Annotated in this window: 21 protein-coding genes; 11 read left to right on the top strand and 10 right to left on the bottom strand. The window is 70.9% G+C overall.

Translation table 11 applies throughout. The features are described 5' to 3' along the window. Window positions 1-78: 78 nt before the first annotated feature. Genes rlmB through J2X60_RS04960 form a run of 4 tightly spaced genes read right to left on the bottom strand, consistent with a single transcriptional unit; the run spans window position 79 to window position 4,252 of the window. A complete protein-coding gene (gene rlmB, locus J2X60_RS04975; RefSeq protein WP_309886665.1) occupies window positions 79-1,089 on the bottom strand; it encodes a 23S rRNA (guanosine(2251)-2'-O)-methyltransferase RlmB in 1,011 nt (336 codons plus the stop codon). Between the two features lie 28 nt (window positions 1,090-1,117). Beyond that, complete coding sequence (cysS, locus tag J2X60_RS04970; RefSeq protein ID WP_071295881.1) at window positions 1,118-2,527, bottom strand: cysteine--tRNA ligase; 1,410 nt, start codon at window positions 2,525-2,527, stop codon at window positions 1,118-1,120. Window positions 2,528-2,544: 17 nt separating this feature from the next. Next, entirely contained in the window at window positions 2,545-3,720 is a 1,176-nt protein-coding gene (ispD, locus tag J2X60_RS04965) for a 2-C-methyl-D-erythritol 4-phosphate cytidylyltransferase (protein ID WP_309886664.1), read from the bottom strand. A gap of 49 nt (window positions 3,721-3,769) precedes the next feature. Further along, on the bottom strand, window positions 3,770-4,252 hold the full coding sequence (locus J2X60_RS04960) for a CarD family transcriptional regulator (RefSeq protein ID WP_017888066.1): 483 nt from the start codon (window positions 4,250-4,252) through the stop codon (window positions 3,770-3,772). A gap of 158 nt (window positions 4,253-4,410) precedes the next feature. Here J2X60_RS04960 and J2X60_RS04955 point away from each other — a divergent pair, with 158 nt between their 5' ends. After that, window positions 4,411-5,016 (top strand): hypothetical protein, encoded by a 606-nt coding sequence (locus J2X60_RS04955; RefSeq protein ID WP_071295879.1) that lies wholly within the window; start codon window positions 4,411-4,413, stop codon window positions 5,014-5,016. Between the two features lie 204 nt (window positions 5,017-5,220). Here J2X60_RS04955 and J2X60_RS04950 read toward each other — a convergent pair whose 3' ends face one another. After that, entirely contained in the window at window positions 5,221-5,901 is a 681-nt protein-coding gene (locus J2X60_RS04950) for a response regulator transcription factor (protein ID WP_022906624.1), read from the bottom strand. Continuing rightward, on the bottom strand, window positions 5,898-7,064 hold the full coding sequence (locus J2X60_RS04945) for a cell wall metabolism sensor histidine kinase WalK (protein WP_229085273.1): 1,167 nt from the start codon (window positions 7,062-7,064) through the stop codon (window positions 5,898-5,900). Before J2X60_RS04945 ends, J2X60_RS04950 begins: the two co-directional genes overlap by 4 nt. A 146-nt stretch (window positions 7,065-7,210) precedes the next feature. Between J2X60_RS04945 and phoU the strand changes: the two genes are divergently transcribed. Together phoU and J2X60_RS04935 are read left to right on the top strand one after the other, a co-directional pair. Continuing rightward, window positions 7,211-7,882 (top strand): phosphate signaling complex protein PhoU, encoded by a 672-nt coding sequence (gene phoU / locus J2X60_RS04940; protein ID WP_309777147.1) that lies wholly within the window; start codon window positions 7,211-7,213, stop codon window positions 7,880-7,882. A gap of 95 nt (window positions 7,883-7,977) precedes the next feature. After that, window positions 7,978-8,526, top strand: a complete 549-nt coding sequence (locus J2X60_RS04935; protein ID WP_309886663.1) for an AAA family ATPase — start codon at window positions 7,978-7,980, stop codon at window positions 8,524-8,526. A 62-nt stretch (window positions 8,527-8,588) separates the two neighbouring features. On the opposite strand, the gene J2X60_RS04930 is transcribed toward J2X60_RS04935, so the two are convergent. Beyond that, window positions 8,589-9,335, bottom strand: coding sequence for a phosphoglyceromutase (locus tag J2X60_RS04930; protein ID WP_070417798.1), 747 nt, complete (start codon window positions 9,333-9,335; stop codon window positions 8,589-8,591). Between the two features lie 56 nt (window positions 9,336-9,391). Here J2X60_RS04930 and J2X60_RS04925 point away from each other — a divergent pair, with 56 nt between their 5' ends. Further along, the gene (locus J2X60_RS04925) at window positions 9,392-10,165 is read left to right on the top strand and encodes a class I SAM-dependent methyltransferase (RefSeq protein WP_309886662.1); all 774 of its coding nucleotides are present in this window, start codon (window positions 9,392-9,394) and stop codon (window positions 10,163-10,165) included. A gap of 120 nt (window positions 10,166-10,285) precedes the next feature. Here the strand turns inward: J2X60_RS04925 and J2X60_RS04920 are convergent, their stop codons facing one another. The 3 genes from J2X60_RS04920 to J2X60_RS04910 all read right to left on the bottom strand — a co-directional run bounded on the left by J2X60_RS04920 (window position 10,286) and on the right by J2X60_RS04910 (window position 12,418). Beyond that, entirely contained in the window at window positions 10,286-11,371 is a 1,086-nt protein-coding gene (locus J2X60_RS04920) for a folate-binding protein (RefSeq protein ID WP_309886661.1), read from the bottom strand. Beyond that, window positions 11,371-11,973 (bottom strand): FABP family protein, encoded by a 603-nt coding sequence (locus J2X60_RS04915; RefSeq protein WP_071295875.1) that lies wholly within the window; start codon window positions 11,971-11,973, stop codon window positions 11,371-11,373. Before J2X60_RS04915 ends, J2X60_RS04920 begins: the two co-directional genes overlap by 1 nt. Window positions 11,974-12,136: 163 nt before the next feature. Continuing rightward, window positions 12,137-12,418 carry a hypothetical protein gene (locus J2X60_RS04910; RefSeq protein WP_083403399.1) on the bottom strand — a complete coding sequence of 94 codons (282 nt, stop codon included), beginning with the start codon at window positions 12,416-12,418 and terminating at the stop codon, window positions 12,137-12,139. A gap of 127 nt (window positions 12,419-12,545) precedes the next feature. Between J2X60_RS04910 and J2X60_RS04905 the strand changes: the two genes are divergently transcribed. The 7 genes from J2X60_RS04905 (at window position 12,546) to pstA (ending at window position 20,816) form a co-directional block, all read left to right on the top strand. Next, window positions 12,546-13,229: a winged helix-turn-helix domain-containing protein gene (locus J2X60_RS04905; protein WP_022906634.1), complete on the top strand. Its 684-nt coding sequence runs from the start codon at window positions 12,546-12,548 to the stop codon at window positions 13,227-13,229. After that, window positions 13,229-14,047 (top strand): mycothiol synthase, encoded by an 819-nt coding sequence (gene mshD, locus J2X60_RS04900; protein ID WP_309886660.1) that lies wholly within the window; start codon window positions 13,229-13,231, stop codon window positions 14,045-14,047. The genes J2X60_RS04905 and mshD overlap by 1 nt, the downstream gene beginning before the upstream one ends. Window positions 14,048-14,137: 90 nt before the next feature. Further along, on the top strand, window positions 14,138-16,303 hold the full coding sequence (locus tag J2X60_RS04895; protein WP_070417793.1) for an RNA degradosome polyphosphate kinase: 2,166 nt from the start codon (window positions 14,138-14,140) through the stop codon (window positions 16,301-16,303). Beyond that, window positions 16,300-17,247, top strand: a complete 948-nt coding sequence (locus tag J2X60_RS04890; protein ID WP_229085269.1) for an NUDIX hydrolase — start codon at window positions 16,300-16,302, stop codon at window positions 17,245-17,247. Before J2X60_RS04895 ends, J2X60_RS04890 begins: the two co-directional genes overlap by 4 nt. Before the next feature lie 267 nt (window positions 17,248-17,514). Further along, a complete protein-coding gene (locus J2X60_RS04885) occupies window positions 17,515-18,624 on the top strand; it encodes a phosphate ABC transporter substrate-binding protein PstS (RefSeq protein ID WP_070417791.1) in 1,110 nt (369 codons plus the stop codon). 145 nt (window positions 18,625-18,769) lie between these two features. Beyond that, complete coding sequence (pstC, locus tag J2X60_RS04880; RefSeq protein WP_070417790.1) at window positions 18,770-19,717, top strand: phosphate ABC transporter permease subunit PstC; 948 nt, start codon at window positions 18,770-18,772, stop codon at window positions 19,715-19,717. A 13-nt stretch (window positions 19,718-19,730) separates the two neighbouring features. Next, window positions 19,731-20,816, top strand: a complete 1,086-nt coding sequence (gene pstA, locus J2X60_RS04875) for a phosphate ABC transporter permease PstA (protein WP_070417789.1) — start codon at window positions 19,731-19,733, stop codon at window positions 20,814-20,816. Window positions 20,817-20,838 lie beyond the last annotated feature (22 nt).

The following is a 20,838-nucleotide window of genomic DNA, read 5'->3' as shown; positions in this document are numbered from 1 at the left end:
CCGCGCGCCTCGCATGGTGAGCAGGAATGGTCGCCTCCCGAACCGGGAGGCGACCATTCCTGCTCACGAAGTGCGCGACTACTCGGCGCGACGGCGCCGGGCGACCTCCCACAGGGTGACGCTCGCGGCGATGCCCGCGTTGAGGGACTCCGTCGCGCTCGAGATCGGGATCGAGACGATCGCGTCGCAGGTCTCGGTGACGAGGCGTGAGAGGCCCTTGCCCTCGGAACCGACGACGATCACGATCGGTCGGTCGGCGAGCTCGAGGCCGTCGAGCTCCACGTCGCCGTCACCGTCGAGGCCGAGGACGAACAGGCCCATCGACTTGAGCGACTTGAGGGTCTGCGTGAGGTTCGGGGCCATCGCGACGGGGGTCCGGGCGGCCGCACCGGCCGAGGTCTTCCACGCGGACGCGGTCACACCGACCGAACGGCGCTGCGGGACGACGACACCGTGTCCGCCGAAGGCCGCGGTGGACCGGATGATCGCACCGAGGTTGCGCGGGTCGGTGATGCCGTCGAGGGCGACGAGCAGCGGGACCTCGTCCTTAGCGAACGCCCGCTCGGCGACGTCCTCGGCCACGGCGTACTCGTACGCCGGGACCTTGAGCGCGACGCCCTGGTGCACGCTGTCGTGCCCCGTGATGCGATCGAGCTCCGGACGCATGATCTCCATGATCGGGACGCCTCGGTGGTTGGCGAGCGCGAGGATCTCCTTGACGCGGTCGTCGACCTCGATGCGGGAGGCGATGTACAGCGTCGTCGAGGGGGTCTTCGTGCGCAGGGCCTCGAGCACCGAGTTGCGGCCGGTGACCAGCTCGGAGTCGTCGGTCTTCCGCTGCGGCGGACGACCGGTGCGCTGCTGCGGCGAGCTCGACGCACCGTGGCGCCCGCGAGCGGCCTCGAAGCGCTCCTTCGCCGCCTTGCGCTTGCCGGCGGGGTGGTACGGACGGTCCTCGGCCTTCGGCGTGGGCTTGCGGCCCTCGAGGGCCTGCGCGCCCTGACCGCCGGAGCCGACCTGCTTGTTGCCCTTGCGACCGGTCCGGACGGCGCCCGGCCGTCCCTTCTTGCTGCCCGAGACGTTCTTCATTGCTCTCTCCTGTCCGGCACTGCCGTTGTCAGGCGATGCTCCAGCGTGTACCTGCTGCGGTGTCCTCGATCGTGATGCCCGCGGATGCGAGGTCGTCGCGCACGCGGTCGGCCGTGGCGAAGTCGCGTGCGGCCCTGGCGTCGGCGCGTTCCTGCACGAGGCGTTCGACGAGTGCTGCGAGCGGTGCGGCCGATGCGTCGTGGCCACCACCCGACCAGTGGGCGGCTCGCGGATCGATGCCGAGCACTTCCACCATCGCAGCCACCTGATGGTACGCGGTTCCGAGCGCTTCCGCATCGTCCGCGTCGAGGGCGGCGTTCCCGGAGCGGACGGTCTCGTGCAGCACGGCGAGGGCCTGGGGCACCGAGAGGTCGTCGTCCATCGCCGCGGCGAAGGCCTCGGGCACCCCCGGGGCGTCGGCCAGCCGGACGCCCTCGAGCCGCGGTGCGGCCCGGGTCAGGAAGCCCTCGATCCGGTCGAGCGCCGCCTCGGCCTCGGCCAGGGAGCCGTCGTGGTGGTCGATCGACGAGCGGTAGTGCGCGGCGCCGAGGAAGTACCGGACGACCACGGGACGCGCGGACCCGAGGAAGTCCGCGGCGAAGATCGAGTTGCCGAGCGACTTCGACATCTTCTGCCCGTCGACGGAGACGAGGCCGTTGTGCAGCCAGTAGGAGGCGAACGCGTCTCCGGCCGCCGTGGACTGCGCGAGTTCGTTCTCGTGGTGCGGGAAGCGCAGGTCGAGTCCGCCGCCGTGGATGTCGAACGCCGGGCCGAGGTAGCGCCGGGACATCGCCGAGCACTCGATGTGCCAGCCCGGGCGGCCGGGGCCCCAGGGCGAGTCCCAGTTCGCCGTCGACGGCTCCCCGGGCTTGGCGCCCTTCCAGAGCGCGAAGTCGCGGGGGTCGCGCTTGCCGCGGGGGTCGGCGTCGGTGGCCTCGACCATGTCCTCGCGCCGCTGCCGGGTGAGCGCCCCGTAGGACGCCCAGCTGCCGGTGTCGAAGTAGACGTCGCCGGAGCCGTCCGCCGCCGCGTAGGCGTGCCCGCGGTCGATGAGCTTGGTGATGATGTCGTGCATCTGCGGGACGCTCGCGGTGGCCCGGGGCTCGTACGTCGGGGGCAGGATGCCGAGGGCGTTGTACGCGGCCGTGAACTCGAGCTCGACGCGGTACGCCCGGGCGAACCAGGCCTCGTCGGTGCCGTGCGCGAGGTCGAGCACCTTGTCGTCGATGTCCGTGACGTTCCGCACGAGCGTGACCCGGAGGCCGCGGTGGGTGAGCCAGCGGCGCCAGATGTCGTAGACGAGAGCGGAGCGGAGGTGCCCGATGTGCGGCGACGACTGCACGGTCGGACCGCACACGTACATGCTCACCTGTCCGTCGACCAGCGGGACGAGGTCGACGACGGCAGCGGCGCGGGAGTCGTAGAGGCGAACGGTCACGCGTCCAGCCTAGGACGTCAGACCGGTCGGACGACGGCTGTCGCGATCGCGGCGAGCCCCTCGCCGCGGCCGGTGAACCCGAGACCGTCCGTCGTCGTGCCGGAGACCGCGACCGGGGCCCCGACGACGGCGCCGAGGGCGTCCTGCATCTCGGTCCGACGTGCGCCGATGCGCGGGCGGTTCCCGATGACCTGCACGGTGACGGACACGGGCACCAGACCGGCGGCGGCCAGCATCGCGACCGCACCCCGGACGAAGACGTCACCCGCCGCCCCGGCGTATGCGGGGTCCGACGTGCCGAACGTCCCGCCGATGTCGCCGAGCCCGCCCGCCGAGAGCAGGGCGTCGCAGACCGCGTGCGCGACCGCGTCGCCGTCGCTGTGGCCGGAGAGCCCAGCTTCACCGGGGAAGTCGAGCAGCCCGACCCGGCACGGGGAGGCCGCGTCGAACGCGTGCACGTCCACCCCGAGGCCGACCCGGGTGTCCACGGCGGTGGCGGCGCGCGCACGCACGATCGACTCGGCACGACCGAGGTCCCACGGGGTGGTGATCTTGAAGGCGTCGGCGTCGCCGGGGACGAACCGCACGGTACCGCCCGCCGCCTGGAACACCCCGGCGTCGTCGGTCTCGGCCTGCTGCGACACGGCGTACGCCTGCCGGAGCGCGGCGAGCGGGAAGCCCTGCGGCGTCTGCACCCCGACGAGTGCCGCGCGGTCGACGGTCTCGACGACGGCGTCCCCGTCGACGCGCTTGATCGTGTCCGTGACGGGCAGTGCGGGGACGAACCCGGCACCCGCCCCGTCGTGCAGCGAACCGGCGACGGCGTCGAACACCCGCTCGAACTGGGCTGGTGGCGTCAGACAGCGCGCCGCGTCGTGCACCAGCACCGCGGTGACGGAGTCCGGCAGCACGGCCAGGCCGGCCTCGACCGAGGCATGGCGATCCGCGCCTCCGGGGACGACGGCCGTGTACGCGACCGCAGCCCCGGCGACGGACGCGACCACCTGTCGGCAGTCGTCGAGGAGCGCCGCCGGCGCGACCACCACGACGAGCGTCGGCGACGGCAGGGCGAACAGCGGCTCGAGCGCCCGCGCGAGCATCAGCGTGCCGGCAACGGGGACGAACGCCTTGGCCGTCCCGATGCCGAGCCGCGTGCCGGAACCGGCCGCAACGACGACGACCGCCCTGTCCACCCCGTGGGGGAACAGAACGGTCGAGGACGTGTTCAGTGGTTCGGTGCGCTCAGGAGGCGAGGACCTCGTCGAGGACGGTCGATGCCTTGTCCTCGTCGGTCTTCTCGGCCAGCGCCAGCTCGGAGATCAGGATCTGCCGCGCCTTGGCGAGCATCCGCTTCTCCCCCGCGGACAGGCCGCGGTCCTGGTCGCGGCGCCAGAGGTCGCGGACGACCTCGGACACCTTGATGACGTCACCGGAAGCGAGCTTCTCGAGGTTCGCCTTGTAGCGACGCGACCAGTTCGTGGGCTCTTCGGTGAAGGGGGCACGCAGGACCTCGAACACCTTGTCGAGGCCTTCCTTGCCGATCACGTCACGGACTCCGACCAGGTCGACGTTGTCCGCCGGGACCTCGATCGTGAGGTCACCCTGGGTGACCCGCAGCTTCAGGTAGACCTTTTCCTCACCCTTGATGACGCGCGTCTTGACTTCAGAGATGGTTGCCGCCCCGTGATGGGGGTAGACGACGGTCTCGCCGACCTCGAATTGCATGTATCAGGCTCCGTTCCGAGACACCCAGTTTACCACAAGCGTTGTTCGGGTAAGGGGCGCCTAACAACTGGCACCCCCGCTGATCGGTAGGATGGTGCCGGACCGTCCGGTCCACAATCGTGATCTTCCGGAGGAATCTCTTGCGAGCTCGGGTACTCGTGTCCGTCGCCGTTGCGGCAACCATCGCGCTCGGCGCCACCGGCTGCGAGTTCATGTCGCCCGCACAGACGACGGAGATCAAGCAGATCACCGACGGCGTGAACGTGTCGACCGGCAAGGTGGACATCCGCAACGCGCTCCTCATCGCGGACGACGCCGACGGCGCCCGGTTCGTGGGCACGATCGTGAACAACGCCGAGCGGGACGACATCACCCTCTCGATCGAGGTCGGCGGGGACACCCAGACCGTCACGGTCCCGGCGAACACGCACATCGACCTCGGCGGGGCCGCGGAGCCCTCCGAGCAGGCCACCGCCTCGACGGAAGAGGGCGACGGCACCACGCAGGGCACGGCCGCCGGCGACTCGCGCGAGGTCGTCTTCGACGACGCCGACACCAAGCCCGGCTCGCTGGTCAAGGTCTACTTCTCGTACTCGGGCGCCGAGGGCGTCTCGGCGAGCGTCCCGGTGCTGACCAGCCAGCAGGAGGAGTACGCGACGCTCGCGCCGACCTCCTCGCCGGAGCCCACCAGCGAGATCACCCTCCCGGTCGAGACGCCCGCGGCCACGCCGACGGACGACGCGACGCAGGACGCCGGCAACTAGCAGCAGACGCACGCACAGGAGGCGCGGGGGGGGGGGGCCCCCCCCCCCCCCCCCCCCCCCCGGGGCGGGCCCCCCCCCCCCCCCCCCCCCCCCCCCCCCCGCGCGGCCCTCCCCGGGCCCCCCCCCCCCCCCCCCCCCCGGGGGGGGGGGGGGCGGCCCCCCCCCCCCCCCCCCCGCGCCTCCTGTGCGTCAGCCGACCTCGCGTCAGCCCTCGATGCGGTAGCCGAGCCCGCGGACGGTCACCAGGATCTCCGGCGCGCTCGGCACGCGCTCGATCTTCGAGCGGATGCGCTTGATGTGCACGTCCAGGGTCTTCGTGTCGCCGAAGTAGTCGGAGCCCCACACCCGGTCGATGAGCTGCCCCCGGGTGAGCACGCGCCCGGCGTTGCGGAGCAGCAGCTCGAGGAGCTCGAACTCCTTGAGCGGCATCGGCGTCTCCGAGCCGTCCACCGCCACGGTGTGCCGCTCGACGTCCATCCGGATGCCACCGACCTGCAGGATCCCGCTGTCCGCGGGGTCGTCCTCGGTCCGGCGACGCAGGACCGCACGGATGCGGGCGAGGAGCTCGCGGGTCGAGTACGGCTTCGTCACGTAGTCGTCCGCGCCGAGCTCCAGCCCGACGACGATGTCCACCTCGGAGTCCTTCGCGGTGAGCATGATGATCGGGATGTTCGAGCGGGTCCGGATCTGTCGGCAGACCTCGGTGCCGGAGAGTCCCGGCAGCATCAGGTCGAGCAGCACCAGGTCGGGGTTCTCCGCGTCGAACTTCGACAGCGCGGTCACGCCGTCCGCAGCGACGGAGGTGTCGTACCCCTCGCGCTGCAGCAGGAACTCCAGGGGCTCGCTCAGGGCCGGCTCGTCGTCGACGATGAGGATCTTGGTCACGATGGCTGCTCTTCCAGTTGCTCTTCGAGTGCTGTGGTCAGTTCCGGGTCCGCCTCGGGCAGGCGGATGGTGAAGGTCGAGCCCTTGCCGGGCTGCGACCAGACGCGCACGTCCCCGCCGTGGTTGCCGACGACGTGCTTCACGATGGCGAGGCCGAGGCCCGTGCCGCCCGTGGCACGGGACCGGGCGGGGTCGACGCGGTAGAACCGCTCGAACACCCGGTCGAGGTCGGCCTCGGGGATGCCGACGCCCTGGTCGGTCACCGCGATCTCGACGAAGCCCTTCGCAGACCGGACGCCCACGCCGACGCGGGTGTGGTCCGGGGAGTACTTCACCGCGTTGGCGATGAGGTTCGACACCGCGATCTGCAGCAGGGCGGGGTCGCCCATCACCCGCAGCTTCGACTTCTTCGCCCGCACGAGTTCGATGTCCCGGGCGCGGGCGACGATCTCGTTCGCGTCGACGGCGGCCTGCACGATGCGGTCGATCGACGTCTCCTCGCTGTTCTCCAGCGTGTCGACGGACTGCAGCCGCGAGAGTTCGATGATGTCCTTCGTCAGGGCGGCCAGCCGCTCCGACTCGGTGACGAGCTGCGCGGCGAACTTCCGCACGTGCTGGGGTTCGTCCGCGGCGGCGACGAGGGTCTCGGAGAGCAGGCCGATCGCGCCGATCGGGGTCTTGAGCTCGTGCGAGATGTTCGCGACGAAGTCCCGCCGGACCTCGTCGATGCGCCGGGTCTCGGTCAGGTCGTCGGCCGTGACGAGCACGTACCGGTTGCCGAGCTGCGCGGCGCGGAAGCTCAGGTAGCCGATCTGGTCGCTGCCCCGACCACGGGGCAGCTCGAGGTCCTCGGCGCCCATCTCCCCGCTCTTGCGCACGCGGTCGACGAGGTCGACGAGCTCGCGGTGCACGAGCTTCCGCCGCACCACCAGCCCGACCGTCAGTGCCTGCGGCGAGGCAGCGACGACCGTGTTCGAGGGGTCGACCACCACGGCCGGGTTGTGCATCGTGGCGATGACCGCGGCGACGCCGTCGGGCAGGGTGCGTTCCGCCACGTCGGCAGCACGAGCCGTGCGCTCGGCGGTGATGATCAGCACCACGACGCCTGCTCCGAACACCCCGCCGAGGAGCATCGACAGTGGCACGAGCCACGCGTTGTCCATGCCGTCAGTGTAGGGATGGTCATGCGGGGTTCCGGTACCGTTCACCGTCTGCGGAAGGCCGGATCGCGAAGCGTTCAACCGCACGTCACCGTTCGTTCACCTGACGTGACGACACTCGACCGGTACGCAGAGAGAGGTACTCCCCCATGCGCGAAGTCTTCCAGCAGGAACTCCAGGACGTCCAGGAGCGACTGACCGAGATCGCCGGGCTCGTCGAGTCCGCCATCACCCGAGCCACGCAGTCGTTCAGCGAGTCCGACGTGTCCCTCGCCGAGGAGGTGATCGCCGACGACGCCAAGATCGACGAGGCGGCGAACAGCCTCGACGAGATCGCGATCGACATCCTCGCGCGTCAGGCCCCGGTCGCCCGCGACCTCCGCGTCGTGGTCACGGCCCTGCGCGTCAGCTCGTCGCTCGAGCGCATGGGCGACATGGCCGAGCACATCGCCCAGCTCACCCGGCAGCGCTTCCCCGAGAAGGTCGTGCCGAAGGGCCTCCGCGGCACCTTCAAGAAGATGGGCCAGCTCGACGTCGCGATGGCGCAGAAGCTCACGCGACTGCTCGCCACCGAGGACATCGCCCTCGCCGGGGAGATCCGCGACGAGGACGACGCCATCGACGAGCTGCACGCGAGCGTGTTCGACTTCGTGCTCGGCGAGACCTGGAAGGGTGCGCCGATCGACACGGTCGACGCGACCCTGGCATCGCGGTACCACGAGCGCTTCGCGGACCACGCGGTCTCGATCGCCAAGAAGGTCGAGTACCTGGCGACGGGTGACTGGGCCGGCGCGTCCTCGGTGACGGTGTCGCCCGCCTGACCCGACGCTGCGGTGTCACCGAGCCGGACGGACCACACGGTCCGCCCGGCTCGCTGCGTTCCGCTCGGCTCGCTGGGGTCTGACAGGATCGAGGCATGGCCCAGGTCGCGATCATCGTCAACGGCATGCCCGGTTCCGGCAAGAGCACCATCGGTGCCGCCCTCGCCGAGGTGCTCGGCTGCCCGTTCCTGTCGAAGGACCGGATCAAGGAGCCCCTCGCCGACCTCGTCGGCCCGATGATCGCGTCGCGTCCGCTCGGCGCCATCGCGATGGAGACGATGTGGTCGATGGCGCAGGCCGTCGAGAACGGGGTCGTCCTCGACGCCGTCTGGCTGCCGTCGCGGGACCGCGGACTCCTGGAGGCGCGGCTCGCCTCCGCCGGGTCGCCGCGCGCTGTCGAGGTGTGGTGCGACACGGACCGGGCCACCGCCGAGGAGCGGCTGCGCGACCGGTACGACCCGGGCACCGTGCCGGTGCGCCACGAGGTGCACGGGGACCTGGCCGACGTGCTCGCGTTCTGGGACGAGCACGGCGACGCCGCCCAGCCGGTCGGCCTGCCGGGCGTCCCGGTGGTCCGCGTCGACACGACGAAGCCGTACGACGTCGGCGCCCTGGTGCAGGAGATCGCCTCCCACTTCGTGTGAACGCGCGGAACGCCCCGCCCGGTCAGGCCGGGCGGGGCGTTCGTGTGTGCAGCGCTGCGCTGCTACTTCTTGGCGCCCTGGGCGGCCACGGCGGCGGCTCCGGCAGCGGCGGCCTCGGGGTCGAGGTAGTACGCCGGCTTCGTCGGACGGAAGTCGTCGTCGAGCTCGTACACCAGCGGGATGCCGGTCGGGATGTTCAGGCCGGCGATGTCCTCGTCGGAGATGCCGTCGAGGTGCTTCACGAGCGCCCGGAGCGAGTTGCCGTGCGCCGTGACGAGGACGGTCTTGCCCGCGCCGAGGTCCTTCGTGATGTCCGACTCCCAGTAGGGCAGCAGGCGGTCGATCACGAGCTTGAGCGACTCGGTGCGGGGCAGCTGGTCGCCGAGGTCGGCGTAGCGGCGGTCCCCGAACTGCGACCACTCGGCGTCGTCGGCGATGGGGGGCGGCGGCACGTCGAACGACCGGCGCCACTCCATGAACTGCTGCTCGCCGTACTGCTCGAGCGTCTGGGCCTTGTCCTTGCCCTGCAGGTCGCCGTAGTGGCGCTCGTTGAGGCGCCAGTCGCGCTTCACCGGCAGCCACGCCAGGTCGGCCTGGAGCAGCGCGATGTCGGCCGTCTGGATCGCGCGGGTGAGGAGCGAGGTGTAGAGGACGTCGGGGACGATGCCGGACTCGGCGATGAGGTCGCCGGCGCGCTTCGCCTCCTTCTCGCCCAGCTCGCTGAGCCGGACGTCGACCCAACCGGTGAACAGGTTCTTCTGGTTCCAGTCACTGTTGCCGTGACGGAGCAGGACGAGCGTGGAGGTCATGCCCCGAGTCTACCGAGCGCCGTGCAGCCGGTCCCCGGACCCGTACCCTGGTCGGCATGCCCATCGGGAACGTGACGCGCGGGACGACCGGGTACAACCGGCTCCGCCGCGTCGACCGGTGGATCGCCACGCTGCCGGTCCTCCGCCGGAGCGCCGACCCGCTCGTCGCCGACGTCGGGTACGGGGCCTCGCCGACGACGACGCTCGAGCTCCGTGACCGCCTGGCCGCCGTCCGCCCCGACGTCGAGGTCACCGGCATCGAGATCGAGCCGGCCCGGGTGGCCCTCGCGAACGCCGGCACGCGGGACGGGGTGACGTTCCGGCTCGGCGGGTTCGAGACACCGACACCGGGGAACCGCCGGCCCGCCGTGATCCGCGCCTTCAACGTGCTGCGGCAGTACGACGAGTCCGCGGTGGTGGAGTCCTGGCGGATCATGCAGGACCGCCTGCAGCCGGGCGGCGCGCTCGTCGAGGGGACGTGCAACGAGGTCGGGCGGGTGGCCTCGTGGGTGACGCTCGACGACGTCGCACCACGCACCTTCACGGTGTCGCTCCGGCTGGCGGGGCTCGACGTCCCCTCGGTCGTGGCCGAACGGCTGCCGAAGGCCCTCATCCACCGGAACGTTCCCGGCGAGCGGGTGCACGCGTTCCTCGGCGACCTCGACCTGGCGTGGGCGGTCGCGGCGCCGCTCGGTACGTACGGCCCCCGGCAGCGGTGGATCGCGACGGTCCGGGGCATGCGGGACCGGGGATGGACGGTGCTGCACGGGGTGACGCGGTGGCGGCTCGGCGAGCTCAGCGTCCCGTGGGCCGCGGTGGCCCCGGCCTGACCAGCCGGCGCGCGCCGCGGGACCCCGAGACTCGGCCGGGCGGACAGTTTCGTGGCCCTGATGGCGCGAACGTGTCCGCGGAGCCGAGACTCGGGGCCGGGGGCCGGCGAACCGCGCGGGCTAGGAGCGGCGGACGGCGCCGAGGCGGGGCAGGCGCGGGACGTCGGCAGTGGCGCCGGCCCCCGGCGGCACGATGACCTCTTGCGTGGCGGACACGACCACGTCGTCGGCGCTGAGCGTCAGCGTGGCGGCGGGGTCGAGGGAACGCTTCACGACCGCGAGCCCGATCGGCCCGAGCTCGTGGTGGATGCCCGACGCCGTCAGACGCCCGACCTCCTTCTCGCCGGCGACGACCGGCGTCCCCGGGGCCGGTAGCACGCCGTCCGATCCGTCGAGGTGCAGCATGACGACCCGGCGCGGCGGGTGTCCGAGGTTGTGGACCTTCGCCACGGTCTCCTGCCCCCGGTAGCAGCCCTTCGACAGGTGCACGGCGGACCGGAGCCAGTCGAGCTCGTGCGGGATCGTGCGCTCGTCGACGTCGGACAGCGAGGGTCGCCAGGCGGCGATGCGCAGGGCCTCGTACGCCAGCAGTCCCGCGACGGGTTCGTCCGACGCGGCGATCGCGCCCGCGGTGCCGGGGGTGACCACGGCGATGCGGAGGGTCCAGTCGGAGGCGGGGTGCGCCTCCTGGTCGGCGTAGCCCCACCCGCCGGGCGTGACGGACGCCCACGGGTCGACCCACTCGGCGACCGGGGTCTCGGGCAGGTCGGTCGACACGAACGGCGCGGACTCGCCGAACCAGCCGATCGTGGCGAAGTCCGCCGAACGGTCGGCGACCTCGACGCGCAGCATGAACCGCATCGAGTCGAGCCAGGCAGCGAGCGGTGCCGCGTCGGCGGGCTCGGTCAGCAGCCACGCCACCGACCCGTCGTCGACGACGCGCGCCGCGTGCTCGACCCGACCGGACTGGTCGAGCACGAGCGTCTCGGTGCTCACGCCGGCGGCGAGGCCGGTGAGCAGCTGCGAGGTGATCGAGTTGAGCCACGACAGACGGTCCGGGCCGGTGACGGTGACGACACCGAGGCCGAGTTCGACGACGGCGCGACCGCGAGCGAGCAGGCGCTGCTCGCCGAGCGGGTTGCCGAAGTGCGCGGCGGGGCCGGAGTCCGTCGCCACGAAGCCGGCGCGGCCGGCGAACGCGGACATCAGTCGACCTTCGCGAGCTGCCCCGAGGCGTGCGAGGTCAGCTCCTTGCCGAGTGCGGCGATGTCCCACGCCCAGAAGAGCTTGCCCTCGACCAGGCCGTAGAGCCGGGTGGCCGCGGAGTAGTCCTTGGCGTTCGGCGAGCGCATCACGGCGTCGGTCGCGAGGTCGATGCGGCCCTTGCGGACCCGCCCGACGTAGAGCTCGTTGACGCCGGTGGGGTGGATGATCGCCGCTTCGACGTCGAAGCCGTCCGTGGTGTTCCGCAGCGCCTCGACGCTCTCGACGGTGCCGAACGGCGTCGGCCCCTCGCCGAGGAGCATCGCCGGGCCGCGGTCACCGGGCTCGGACGGACGGTCGATCCGCCAGTAGCCCATCTCGGCCGCGAGCGGGGTGTGCTCGTCGTCGAGCAGCCACGTCGTGGAGGAGTAGTTGAGGTAGGGCAGACCGTCGTGGCTGAAGCTCACGCGCTGGCCGAACTCGTACTTCCGGGGTTCGTCCTCGTCACCGACGGGGTACTCGACCACGCCGGTGCCCTCCCAGACGCCGACGAGCCACGACAGCGGGACGAGTTCCGGCGCGAGGCCCTCCGGCAGTTCGATCAACGCTGACCCTTGAACAGCTTCACGACGACGGTCACCGAGACGAACGCGATCGCGAGCGACGCGAGGCCGAGCAGGCCCACGTAGAAGAGCTCGAGCGCAAGCAGCGAATCCATGGCTGGAGTCTACGCGTCACGCCTGACGGCGCCAGGCGGACGGCGGCGCGTCAGCGCACCAGCAGGACCACCGCGGTGACGAGCACGACGACGAACGCCCCGGACGACGCGATGCTGATCCGCTCGACCAGCCCGTCCTTCGTCGCGGTGATGAGCTGCAGCACGAAGCTGACCAGCACGCAGAGCACGAACACGAGCAGCAGCCACGCGAACGAGTCCTTGTCGGTGAGGGTGAGGACGAGCACGGCGCCGACGACCGCGAGCAGCCAGACCGGCAGCACGGACGTCAGCCGGAGGCGGCGCTGGTCGGTGGGCTGAACGGGCTCGGTCACGCGCCCCATCATGACAGGGCCGCGTGCCGAAGGTGCCCGGAACGCGTCCCCGACCGTCCGGCCGGGAGGGACGCTTCCCGAGCATCACTAGGATGTGTGCACGACTCCCCCACGCCCTGGAGGTCCTGTGGCCCAGCTCCTGGTACTCACCTCAGCCGCGCCCGGCGACGTCCTGCCGAGCCTCGGACTGCTGAGCCACCGGATCCGCCACGTCCCCGCCGAGGCCGCACAGCTGGTCAACGCCCCGCAGAGCGACCTCATGTTCGTGGACGCCCGGACGGACCTCGCGAGCGCCAAGGCCCTGTGCAAGATCCTCGCGACGAGCGGCTCGACGACGCCGATCATCCTGGTCGTCACCGAGGGTGGTCTGACCGCGGTCAACAGCGAGTGGAACGTCGACGACGTCGTGCTCGAGACCGCCGGCCCGGCCGAGGTCGACGCCCGCATCCGACTCACGGCCGGTCGCGCGTCGAAGAACCAGACCGGGTCGAAGATCCAGGCCTCCGGTGTCGTCATCGACGAGGCCAGCTACTCGGCGAAGGTCCGCGGTCGGCCGCTCGACCTCACCTTCAAGGAGTTCGAGCTCCTCCGCTTCTTCGCCACGCACCCGTCGCGGGTCTTCACCCGCGAGCAGCTCCTCAGCGAGGTGTGGGGCTACGACTACTTCGGCGGCACCCGCACGGTCGACGTGCACGTGCGTCGCCTCCGCGCGAAGCTCGGCGACCTCGAGTCCCTCATCGGCACGGTCCGCAACGTCGGGTACCGCTTCAACGTCTACGACGACGAGGCCGACCGGCTCGCGGGCCAGTAGTGGTCGACCTGTCGCGCTTCGTCGTCCCGGGCGAAGCACCGCCGTTCTCCGACCAGACCCTGGTCGACGTGCGCGCCGGCCGCGCGACCGTGCTCGGCGACGAGCGCGGGGTCGCCGTGGTCCGTGACGGCGAGCTGGAACTCGTGGTCGCCCAGGAGGCGCGGGGCCGAGGTCTCGGCACCACCCTGGCCCGGCAGGCGCTCACCCCGGGCGGCGGGGCCGCTCCCGTGGACGGGCCGGCCCCTCGGCTCGCGTGGGCGCACGGGGACCACCCCGCTGCCCGAGCACTCGCGGCCCGCTTCGGCTGGACGGCGGTCCGCACGCTCCTGCAGCTCCGCGCCCCGATCGCGCCCATCGCCCCCGACCCCGCGGTGCCGGCCGGCTGGTCCCTGTCGTCGTTCCGGACGGGCGACCCCGCCGACGAGGCCGACTGGCTGGCTCTCAACGCCGCCGCGTTCGCGCACCACCCGGAACAGGGCCGGATGACGCTCGACGACCTGCGCGCCCGCGAGGCCGACGACTGGTTCTCCGGCGACGACCTGCTCCTGCTCCGCGACGACTCCGGGCAGCTCGCCGGGTCGTGCTGGCTCAAGGTCGAGGGCGACACCGGCGAGTTCTACGCCGTGGCCGTCCGACCCGACCTGCAGGGCCGGGGACTCGGCGGCGTCCTGATGCGCGCGGGGACGGCACGCCTGACCGGCCGGGGCCTCTCCGCCGCGGCGCTCTACGTCGAGGGCGACAACGCCCCGGCGCTGGCCCTCTACCGCCGATCCGGGTTCGAGCAGTACTCGATCGACGTCCAGTACGCGGCCGGCTGACGCTCCTCCACACGGCGTCGTTCACCGCCCGTTTCCACAGCGTCCACGTGCGGCCCTCCTGGCGCAGGGGGCGGGTGGCAGGATGTGGGCATGGACACCGAACCGCAGCTCGACGGCGACTCCGTCGCACCGGACCTCGACGACTTCGACGAGGTCGTCGAGATCGAGCACGAGTCGCTGCCCACCGACCGCTACTTCGACCGTGAACTCAGCTGGCTCCGGTTCAACCAGCGCGTGCTCGAACTCGGCGAGGACCGCACGCAGCCGCTCCTCGAACGGGCGAACTTCCTGGCGATCTTCGCGTCCAACCTCGACGAGTTCTTCATGGTCCGGGTCGCCGGCCTGAAGCGCCGCATCGACACCGGCATCGCCGTGCCGACCAACGTCGGTCGCGCACCGAGCGACGTGCTGCGCGACATCGCGACGAAGGCGCACGAGCTGCAGGACCGCCACGCGCAGGCGTTCATCGGGTCGCTCAAGCCGGACCTCGACGCGGCTGGCATCCACATCGAGCACTGGTCCGACCTCGACGAGGCCGACCGGCTCCGGATGCGCGAGTACTTCAACGAGCAGATCTTCCCGGTGCTCATGCCGCTCGCGGTCGACCCGGCGCACCCCTTCCCGTACATCTCCGGGTTGTCGCTCAACCTCGCGGTGCGCGTGCGCAACCCGAAGTCGCAGCGGCAGGAGTTCGCGCGCCTCAAGGTGCCGCAGAACTTCTCGCGGTTCATCAAGCTGCCGGACGACGACTCCGGGCTGCTCCGCTTCATCCCCCTCGAAGACCTCATCGCGAACCACCTCGACGACCTCTTCCCGGGGATGGAGGTCCTCGAGCACCACGTGTTCCGGGTCACCCGCAACGAGGACGTCGAGATCGAGGAGGACGAGGCCGAGAACCTCATCCAGGCACTCGAGCGCGAGCTGCTCCGTCGTCGGTTCGGGCCGCCCATCCGTCTCGAGATCACCGAGGACATGGACCCGGTGACGCTCGACCTGCTCGTGCGCGAACTCGACATCACCGAGCAGGAGGTGTTCCGCCTGCCGTCGCCGCTCGACCTCGGCGGCCTGTTCGAGATCGCCAAGATCGCCCGCCCGGACCTGCACTACCCGAAGCACGTGCCGACGACCCCGGTGCAGTTCCAGCCGGGCGAACCGAACACGAAGCCGGACCTCTTCCGCGCGATCGCGGCGAAGGACGTCCTCGTGCACCACCCGTACGAGTCCTTCGCGACCAGTGTGCAGGCGTTCCTCGAGCAGGCCGCGGCCGACCCGAACGTGCTCGCGATCAAGCAGACGCTCTACCGCACCTCGGGCGACAGCCCCATCGTCGAGGCGCTCATCGACGCCGCGGCCGCGGGCAAGCAGGTGCTCGCACTCGTCGAGATCAAGGCGCGCTTCGACGAGCAGAACAACATCACGTGGGCCCGCAAGCTCGAGAAGGCCGGCGTGCACGTGGTCTACGGCCTGGTCGGGCTGAAGACGCACTCGAAGCTCGTGCTCGTCATCCGGCAGGAGGGCGGCACGCTCAAGCACTACAGCCACATCGGGACGGGCAACTACAACCCGAAGACCTCGCGCATCTACGAGGACATGGGGCTCTTCACGTCGGACGACACCGTGGGCAAGGACCTCACGCGCCTGTTCAACGAGCTGTCGGGCTACGCGATCGAGAAGAAGTTCAAGCGCCTGCTCGTCGCGCCGCTGCACCTGCGGAAGGGCCTGCTCAAGCGCATCACGACCGAGGCGGACAACGCCCGCGCCGGCAAGCCCTCGGGGATCCGCATCAAGGTCAACTCGATGGTGGACGAGCAGATCATCGACGCGCTGTACCTGGCGAGCCAGGCCGGTGTGCCGATCGATGTGTGGGTCCGCGGCATCTGCTCGCTCAAGCCCGGCATGGAAGGCGTCAGCGACACCATCCGGGTGCGCAGCGTCGTCGGCCGGTACCTCGAGCACTCGCGGGCGTTCGCGTTCCACAACGACGGCGACCCGGCCGTGTTCATCGGCTCGGCGGACATGATGCACCGCAACCTCGACCGCCGCGTCGAGGCGCTCGTGCGCCTGTCCGACCCCGGCCACGTGAACGAGGTCCACGAGATGTTCGACCTCGCCATGGCGGACACGACGAGCTCGTGGCACCTCGAGTCGGACGGCGAGTGGACGCGCCACTCGACGGACGAGGACGGCCGACCGCTCGATGACGTGCAGAATGTCCTCATGCGGAAGATCTCGGCGCGGAAGCGCTCCACTCGGTGAGCGGCGGCTCCTCAGGGCCGGTCGTCGCTGCGGGTGCCGTCGTCTGGCGTGAACAGGACGGCGTCCCGCTCGTGCTGCTCATCCACCGCGACCACCACAAGGACGTCTCGTTCCCGAAGGGCAAGGTCGACCCGGGCGAGAGCGTCCCGACGACCGCCGTGCGCGAGATCGACGAGGAGACCGGCTACCGCGTGCACCTCGGCGCTCCGCTGGGCACGGCCGAGTACGTCCTGCCGAGCGGCCGCGACAAGGTGGTGCACTACTGGTCCGCCCGCGTCCCCGCGAAGGAGTACGAGCGCGCCGGCAAGTTCCGCCCGAACGACGAGGTCGCCTCGGTCGAGTGGGTCACGCTCGACGACGCCCGGCACCGACTGACGTACGAGCGCGACGTCGCGATCCTCGACCGGTTCGCCGACCGCGTCGCCGCCGGGGAACACCGCACCTTCGCCCTCATCGCCCTCCGGCACGCCAAGACCGTCCCCGGCTCGGAGTGGAACGGACCGGACGCCACCCGTCCGCTCCTGCCGGTCGGCCGGTCGCAGGCGAAGTCGGTCGCGTCGCCCGTGGCCGCCTTCGGTCCGAAGAAGATCGTCAGCAGCACCGCGGCCCGCTGCCTCGCGACGGTCGAACCGCTCTCCGACCGGACGCACCTCGGGGTGTCGAGCACGCCGGACATCAGCCAGGACGCCCACGACCGGGGTGCCGCCGACGTCAAGGGCGTCGTGCAGAAGCGCCTCGACAAGGCGAAGACGACGGTCCTGTGCTCGCACGGGCCCGTGCTGCCGGACATCATCGCCCGCATCGCGACCGCGACGGCCGACGAGTCCGGCCGGTTCGACCTCCGCCGTGCCGCGATGCTCTCGGTCGGCGACTTCTCGGTGCTGCACATCGCCGACGGCAGGCTCGTGGCCGTCGAGACGCACCGCAACCCCGTCTCGGCGTAGGCCGAGCGTCCGGGCCGAGCCGCGCCTCCAGGCCCCTGCGGTGTGCATGCGCACGCATGCGTCCGCGCACGGCGCGGCGTTCCCGATCCTGCACCCGCGCGCGCTCCGACGCACGGCGCCCCGTCCAGGACAACCGCTCGTTCACCTCCCGTTCACCAGGGCGGGTGATCCCCGTCACCTCGCGTCCCTACAGTCGCTCCCGGGTCAGCACCGGCCCACGGGACCAGCAGCGGTCCCACCTGCACTGACATTCCCGAAGGGACCCCTGTGAACATCAAGCGAATCGGTACGGTCGCGGCAATCGCGATCGCCGGCGCGGTCGTGCTCTCCTCGTGCGCGGCGAACGAGGACGCGGGCAACACGCCCTCGTCCAGCTCGAGCTCCGGCACCGACTACTCGAAGCTCTCGGGCACGCTGACCGGCTCGGGTTCGTCCGCCCAGCAGACGGCCGAGGCCACCTGGGCCGCTGGTTTCCAGAACGTCGCCTCCGGCGTGACGGTCAACTACTCGCCCGACGGTTCGGGCGCCGGCCGCAAGAACTTCATCTCGGGTGCCGCCGACTTCGCCGGCTCCGACGCCGCGCTGAAGGACGAGGAGCTCGCGGGCTCGTTCGCCCTGTGCGCCGCGGACTCGAAGGCCATCGACATCCCGGTCTACATCTCCCCGATCGCCATCGCCTACAAGGTCGACGGCGTCAAGGACCTCACGCTCGACGCGAAGACCATCGCGGGCATCTTCTCGGGCAAGATCACGAAGTGGAACGACTCGCAGATCGCCGACCTGAACAAGGACGCCACCCTGCCGGACGCGAACATCACGGTCGTGCACCGCTCCGACGACTCGGGCACCACGCAGAACTTCTCCGAGTACGTCGCGGCGAACGCCAAGGACGTCTGGACCGAGGCCCCCAGCCAGACCTTCCCGTACCAGGTCGGCGACAGCGCGAAGGGCACCTCGGGTGTGGCCTCGGCCATGGCCAGCGCCTCGAACGCCATCACCTACATCGACGACTCCGGCGCCGGTGACCTCGACAAGGCGAAGCTCATGGTCGGCGACAAGGCCACCGAGATCTCCGCCGAGGGCGCTGCCAAGGTCGTCGCGGACTCCGAGACGGTCTCCGGCCGCGCGGACAACGACCTCGCGATCGACATCAACCGCACCGACACGGCCGAGAACGCCTGGCCGCTGGTGCTCGTCTCCTACGCGATCGCCTGCCAGGAGTACAAGGACGCCGACAAGGGCAAGCTCGTGAAGGGCTACCTCGACTACGTCGTCTCGAAGGACGCGCAGGACGCCGCCGCGAAGGAGGCCAAGTCGGCCGCCCTCTCGACCGACCTCGCCGAGAAGGCCGCGAAGGCCGTCGCCTCCATCAAGTAAGACACCCTGAGCGCCCGGACGCCGGTCCCACCCACCTGGCCGGCGTCCGGGCCCTCGCCGGTCCGCTCCACGCTCCGAGCGGACCGCGCACCACCGGACACCCCCGACCCGTCGCCTCCCCCGGCGTTCCTCCGACAGGAGTCCCATGACGACCGCACCGGCCCAGCCAGTGGCCCCCGTCACCCCCAAGCCGAAGCCCGTCGTCCGCATCGGCGACCGCGTCTTCTCCGCCGCGTCGGTCATCGCCGGCGGGCTCATCCTCTTCGTGCTGGTGCTCGTCGCCGCCTTCCTGGTCTGGCAGAGCATCCCGGCGTTCTCCGCGAAGGTCGGCGAGCTGCCGAACAGCGCCACGAACTTCTGGGACTACGTCGGCCCCCTCGTCTTCGGCACCGTCTGGTCCGCGCTCATCGCGCTCGTGATCGCCGTGCCGCTCTCGCTCGGGATCGCGCTCTTCATCTCGCACTACGCCCCGCGCCGGATCTCGCCGGTGCTCGGCTACGTGATCGACCTGCTGGCCGCGGTGCCGTCGGTCGTCTACGGCCTCTGGGGCATCGTGGTGCTGGCACAGTTCGTGAAGCCGTTCTACGTCTTCCTGAACACCTACTTCGGCTGGATCCCGCTGTTCTCCGGGCAGGTGTCCGGCACGGGTCGCACGATCCTCACCGCGTCGATCGTCCTCGCCGTCATGGCCATCCCGATCATGACCGCGGTCATGCGCGAGATCTTCCTGCAGGCACCGCGCCTCAACGAGGAGGCGGCCCTGGCCCTCGGCGCGACCCGGTGGGAGATGATCCGCCTGTCGGTCCTGCCGTTCGCCAAGTCCGGCATCGTGTCCGCGATCATGCTCGGCCTCGGTCGTGCGCTCGGCGAGACGATGGCGATCGCGCTGGTGCTGTCGGTGTCGACGAACGTCACCTTCCAGATGCTCACGTCGCTGAACCCCTCGACGATCGCGGCGAACATCGCCCTGCAGTTCGCCGAGGCGTCCGGCACGGCCCTGAACGCGCTCATCGCGTCGGGTCTGATCCTCTTCGTCATCACCCTGGTCATCAACATGCTCGCGCGGTACATCGTCCGCAAGCGAGTGAGCTGAGAGGTACGACCCGATGTCCCTCGCCATCCGTCAGTCCGGCGTCGCCGGCAACGTCTACGCCAACGGCAAGCTGCACAAGTCCGTGCCGTGGCTGCTCCTCGTCGGCTCCTGGGTCGCGCTGATCCTCGTCTTCGCCCTGCTCAACGCCGGCGGCGCGGTCAAGGACTTCAACGTCGTCGCGGCGCTCTTCCTCGGCACGGTCCTGTTCGACGTCCTCATCGTCGTCGTCTCGCGGATCGTCGAGGGTGGTCGCAAGGCCGTCGACCGGCTCATCACCTCGCTCGTCATCACGGCGTTCGTGATCGCGGTCCTGCCGCTCGTCTCCCTGCTCTACACTGTGCTCGCGGACGGCCTCGCCCGCTTCGACGTCGAGTTCTTCTCGTACTCGATGCGCGGCGTCATCTCCGAGGGCGGCGGCGCGCTGCACGCCCTGATCGGCACGCTCGAGATCACGCTGTTCGCGGCCCTGATCTCGGTGCCGATCGGGCTGCTCACGTCGATCTACCTCGTCGAGTACGGCACGGGCGCCCTCGCCAAGGGCATCACGTTCTTCGTCGACGTCATGACGGGCATCCCCTCCATCGTCGCCGGCCTCTTCGCGTACTCGCTCTTCGCGCTGTTCCTCGGCCCGGGCGCCCGCTTCGGCCTGGTCGGCTCGGTGGCGCTGTCGGTGCTGATGATCCCGATCGTCGTGCGCTCCACCGAAGAGGTCCTGAAGATCGTGCCGATGGAGCTCCGCGAGGCCTCGTACGCCCTCGGCGTCCCGAAGTACCTCACGATCCTCAAGGTCGTGCTCCCCACGTCGCTCGCCGGCATCACCACCGGCGTCATGCTCTCGATCGCCCGTGTCATCGGCGAGACCGCCCCGCTGCTGGTCACCGCCGGGTTCACGGCGAGCATGAACTACGACCTGTTCAAGAACCCGATGATGACCCTGCCGGTGTTCGCGTACACGCAGTACTCGCAGCAGGGCGCCAACCCGGTACCGTTCGTCGACCGGGCCTGGACCGCAGCGCTCCTGCTCATCCTCATCGTGATGCTGCTGAACCTCCTCGCCCGCTTCATCACCCGCCTCTTCGCCCCCAAGCTCTCGCGCTGACGCGCGGATCCACCCACCCCGA

The sequence above is a fragment of the Curtobacterium sp. 320 genome (genome assembly GCF_031455235.1).
Taxonomy (GTDB): domain Bacteria; phylum Actinomycetota; class Actinomycetes; order Actinomycetales; family Microbacteriaceae; genus Curtobacterium.
The sequence above is the reverse complement of the archived record's forward strand: the minus strand, read 5'-3'. Positions and strand labels throughout refer to the sequence as shown.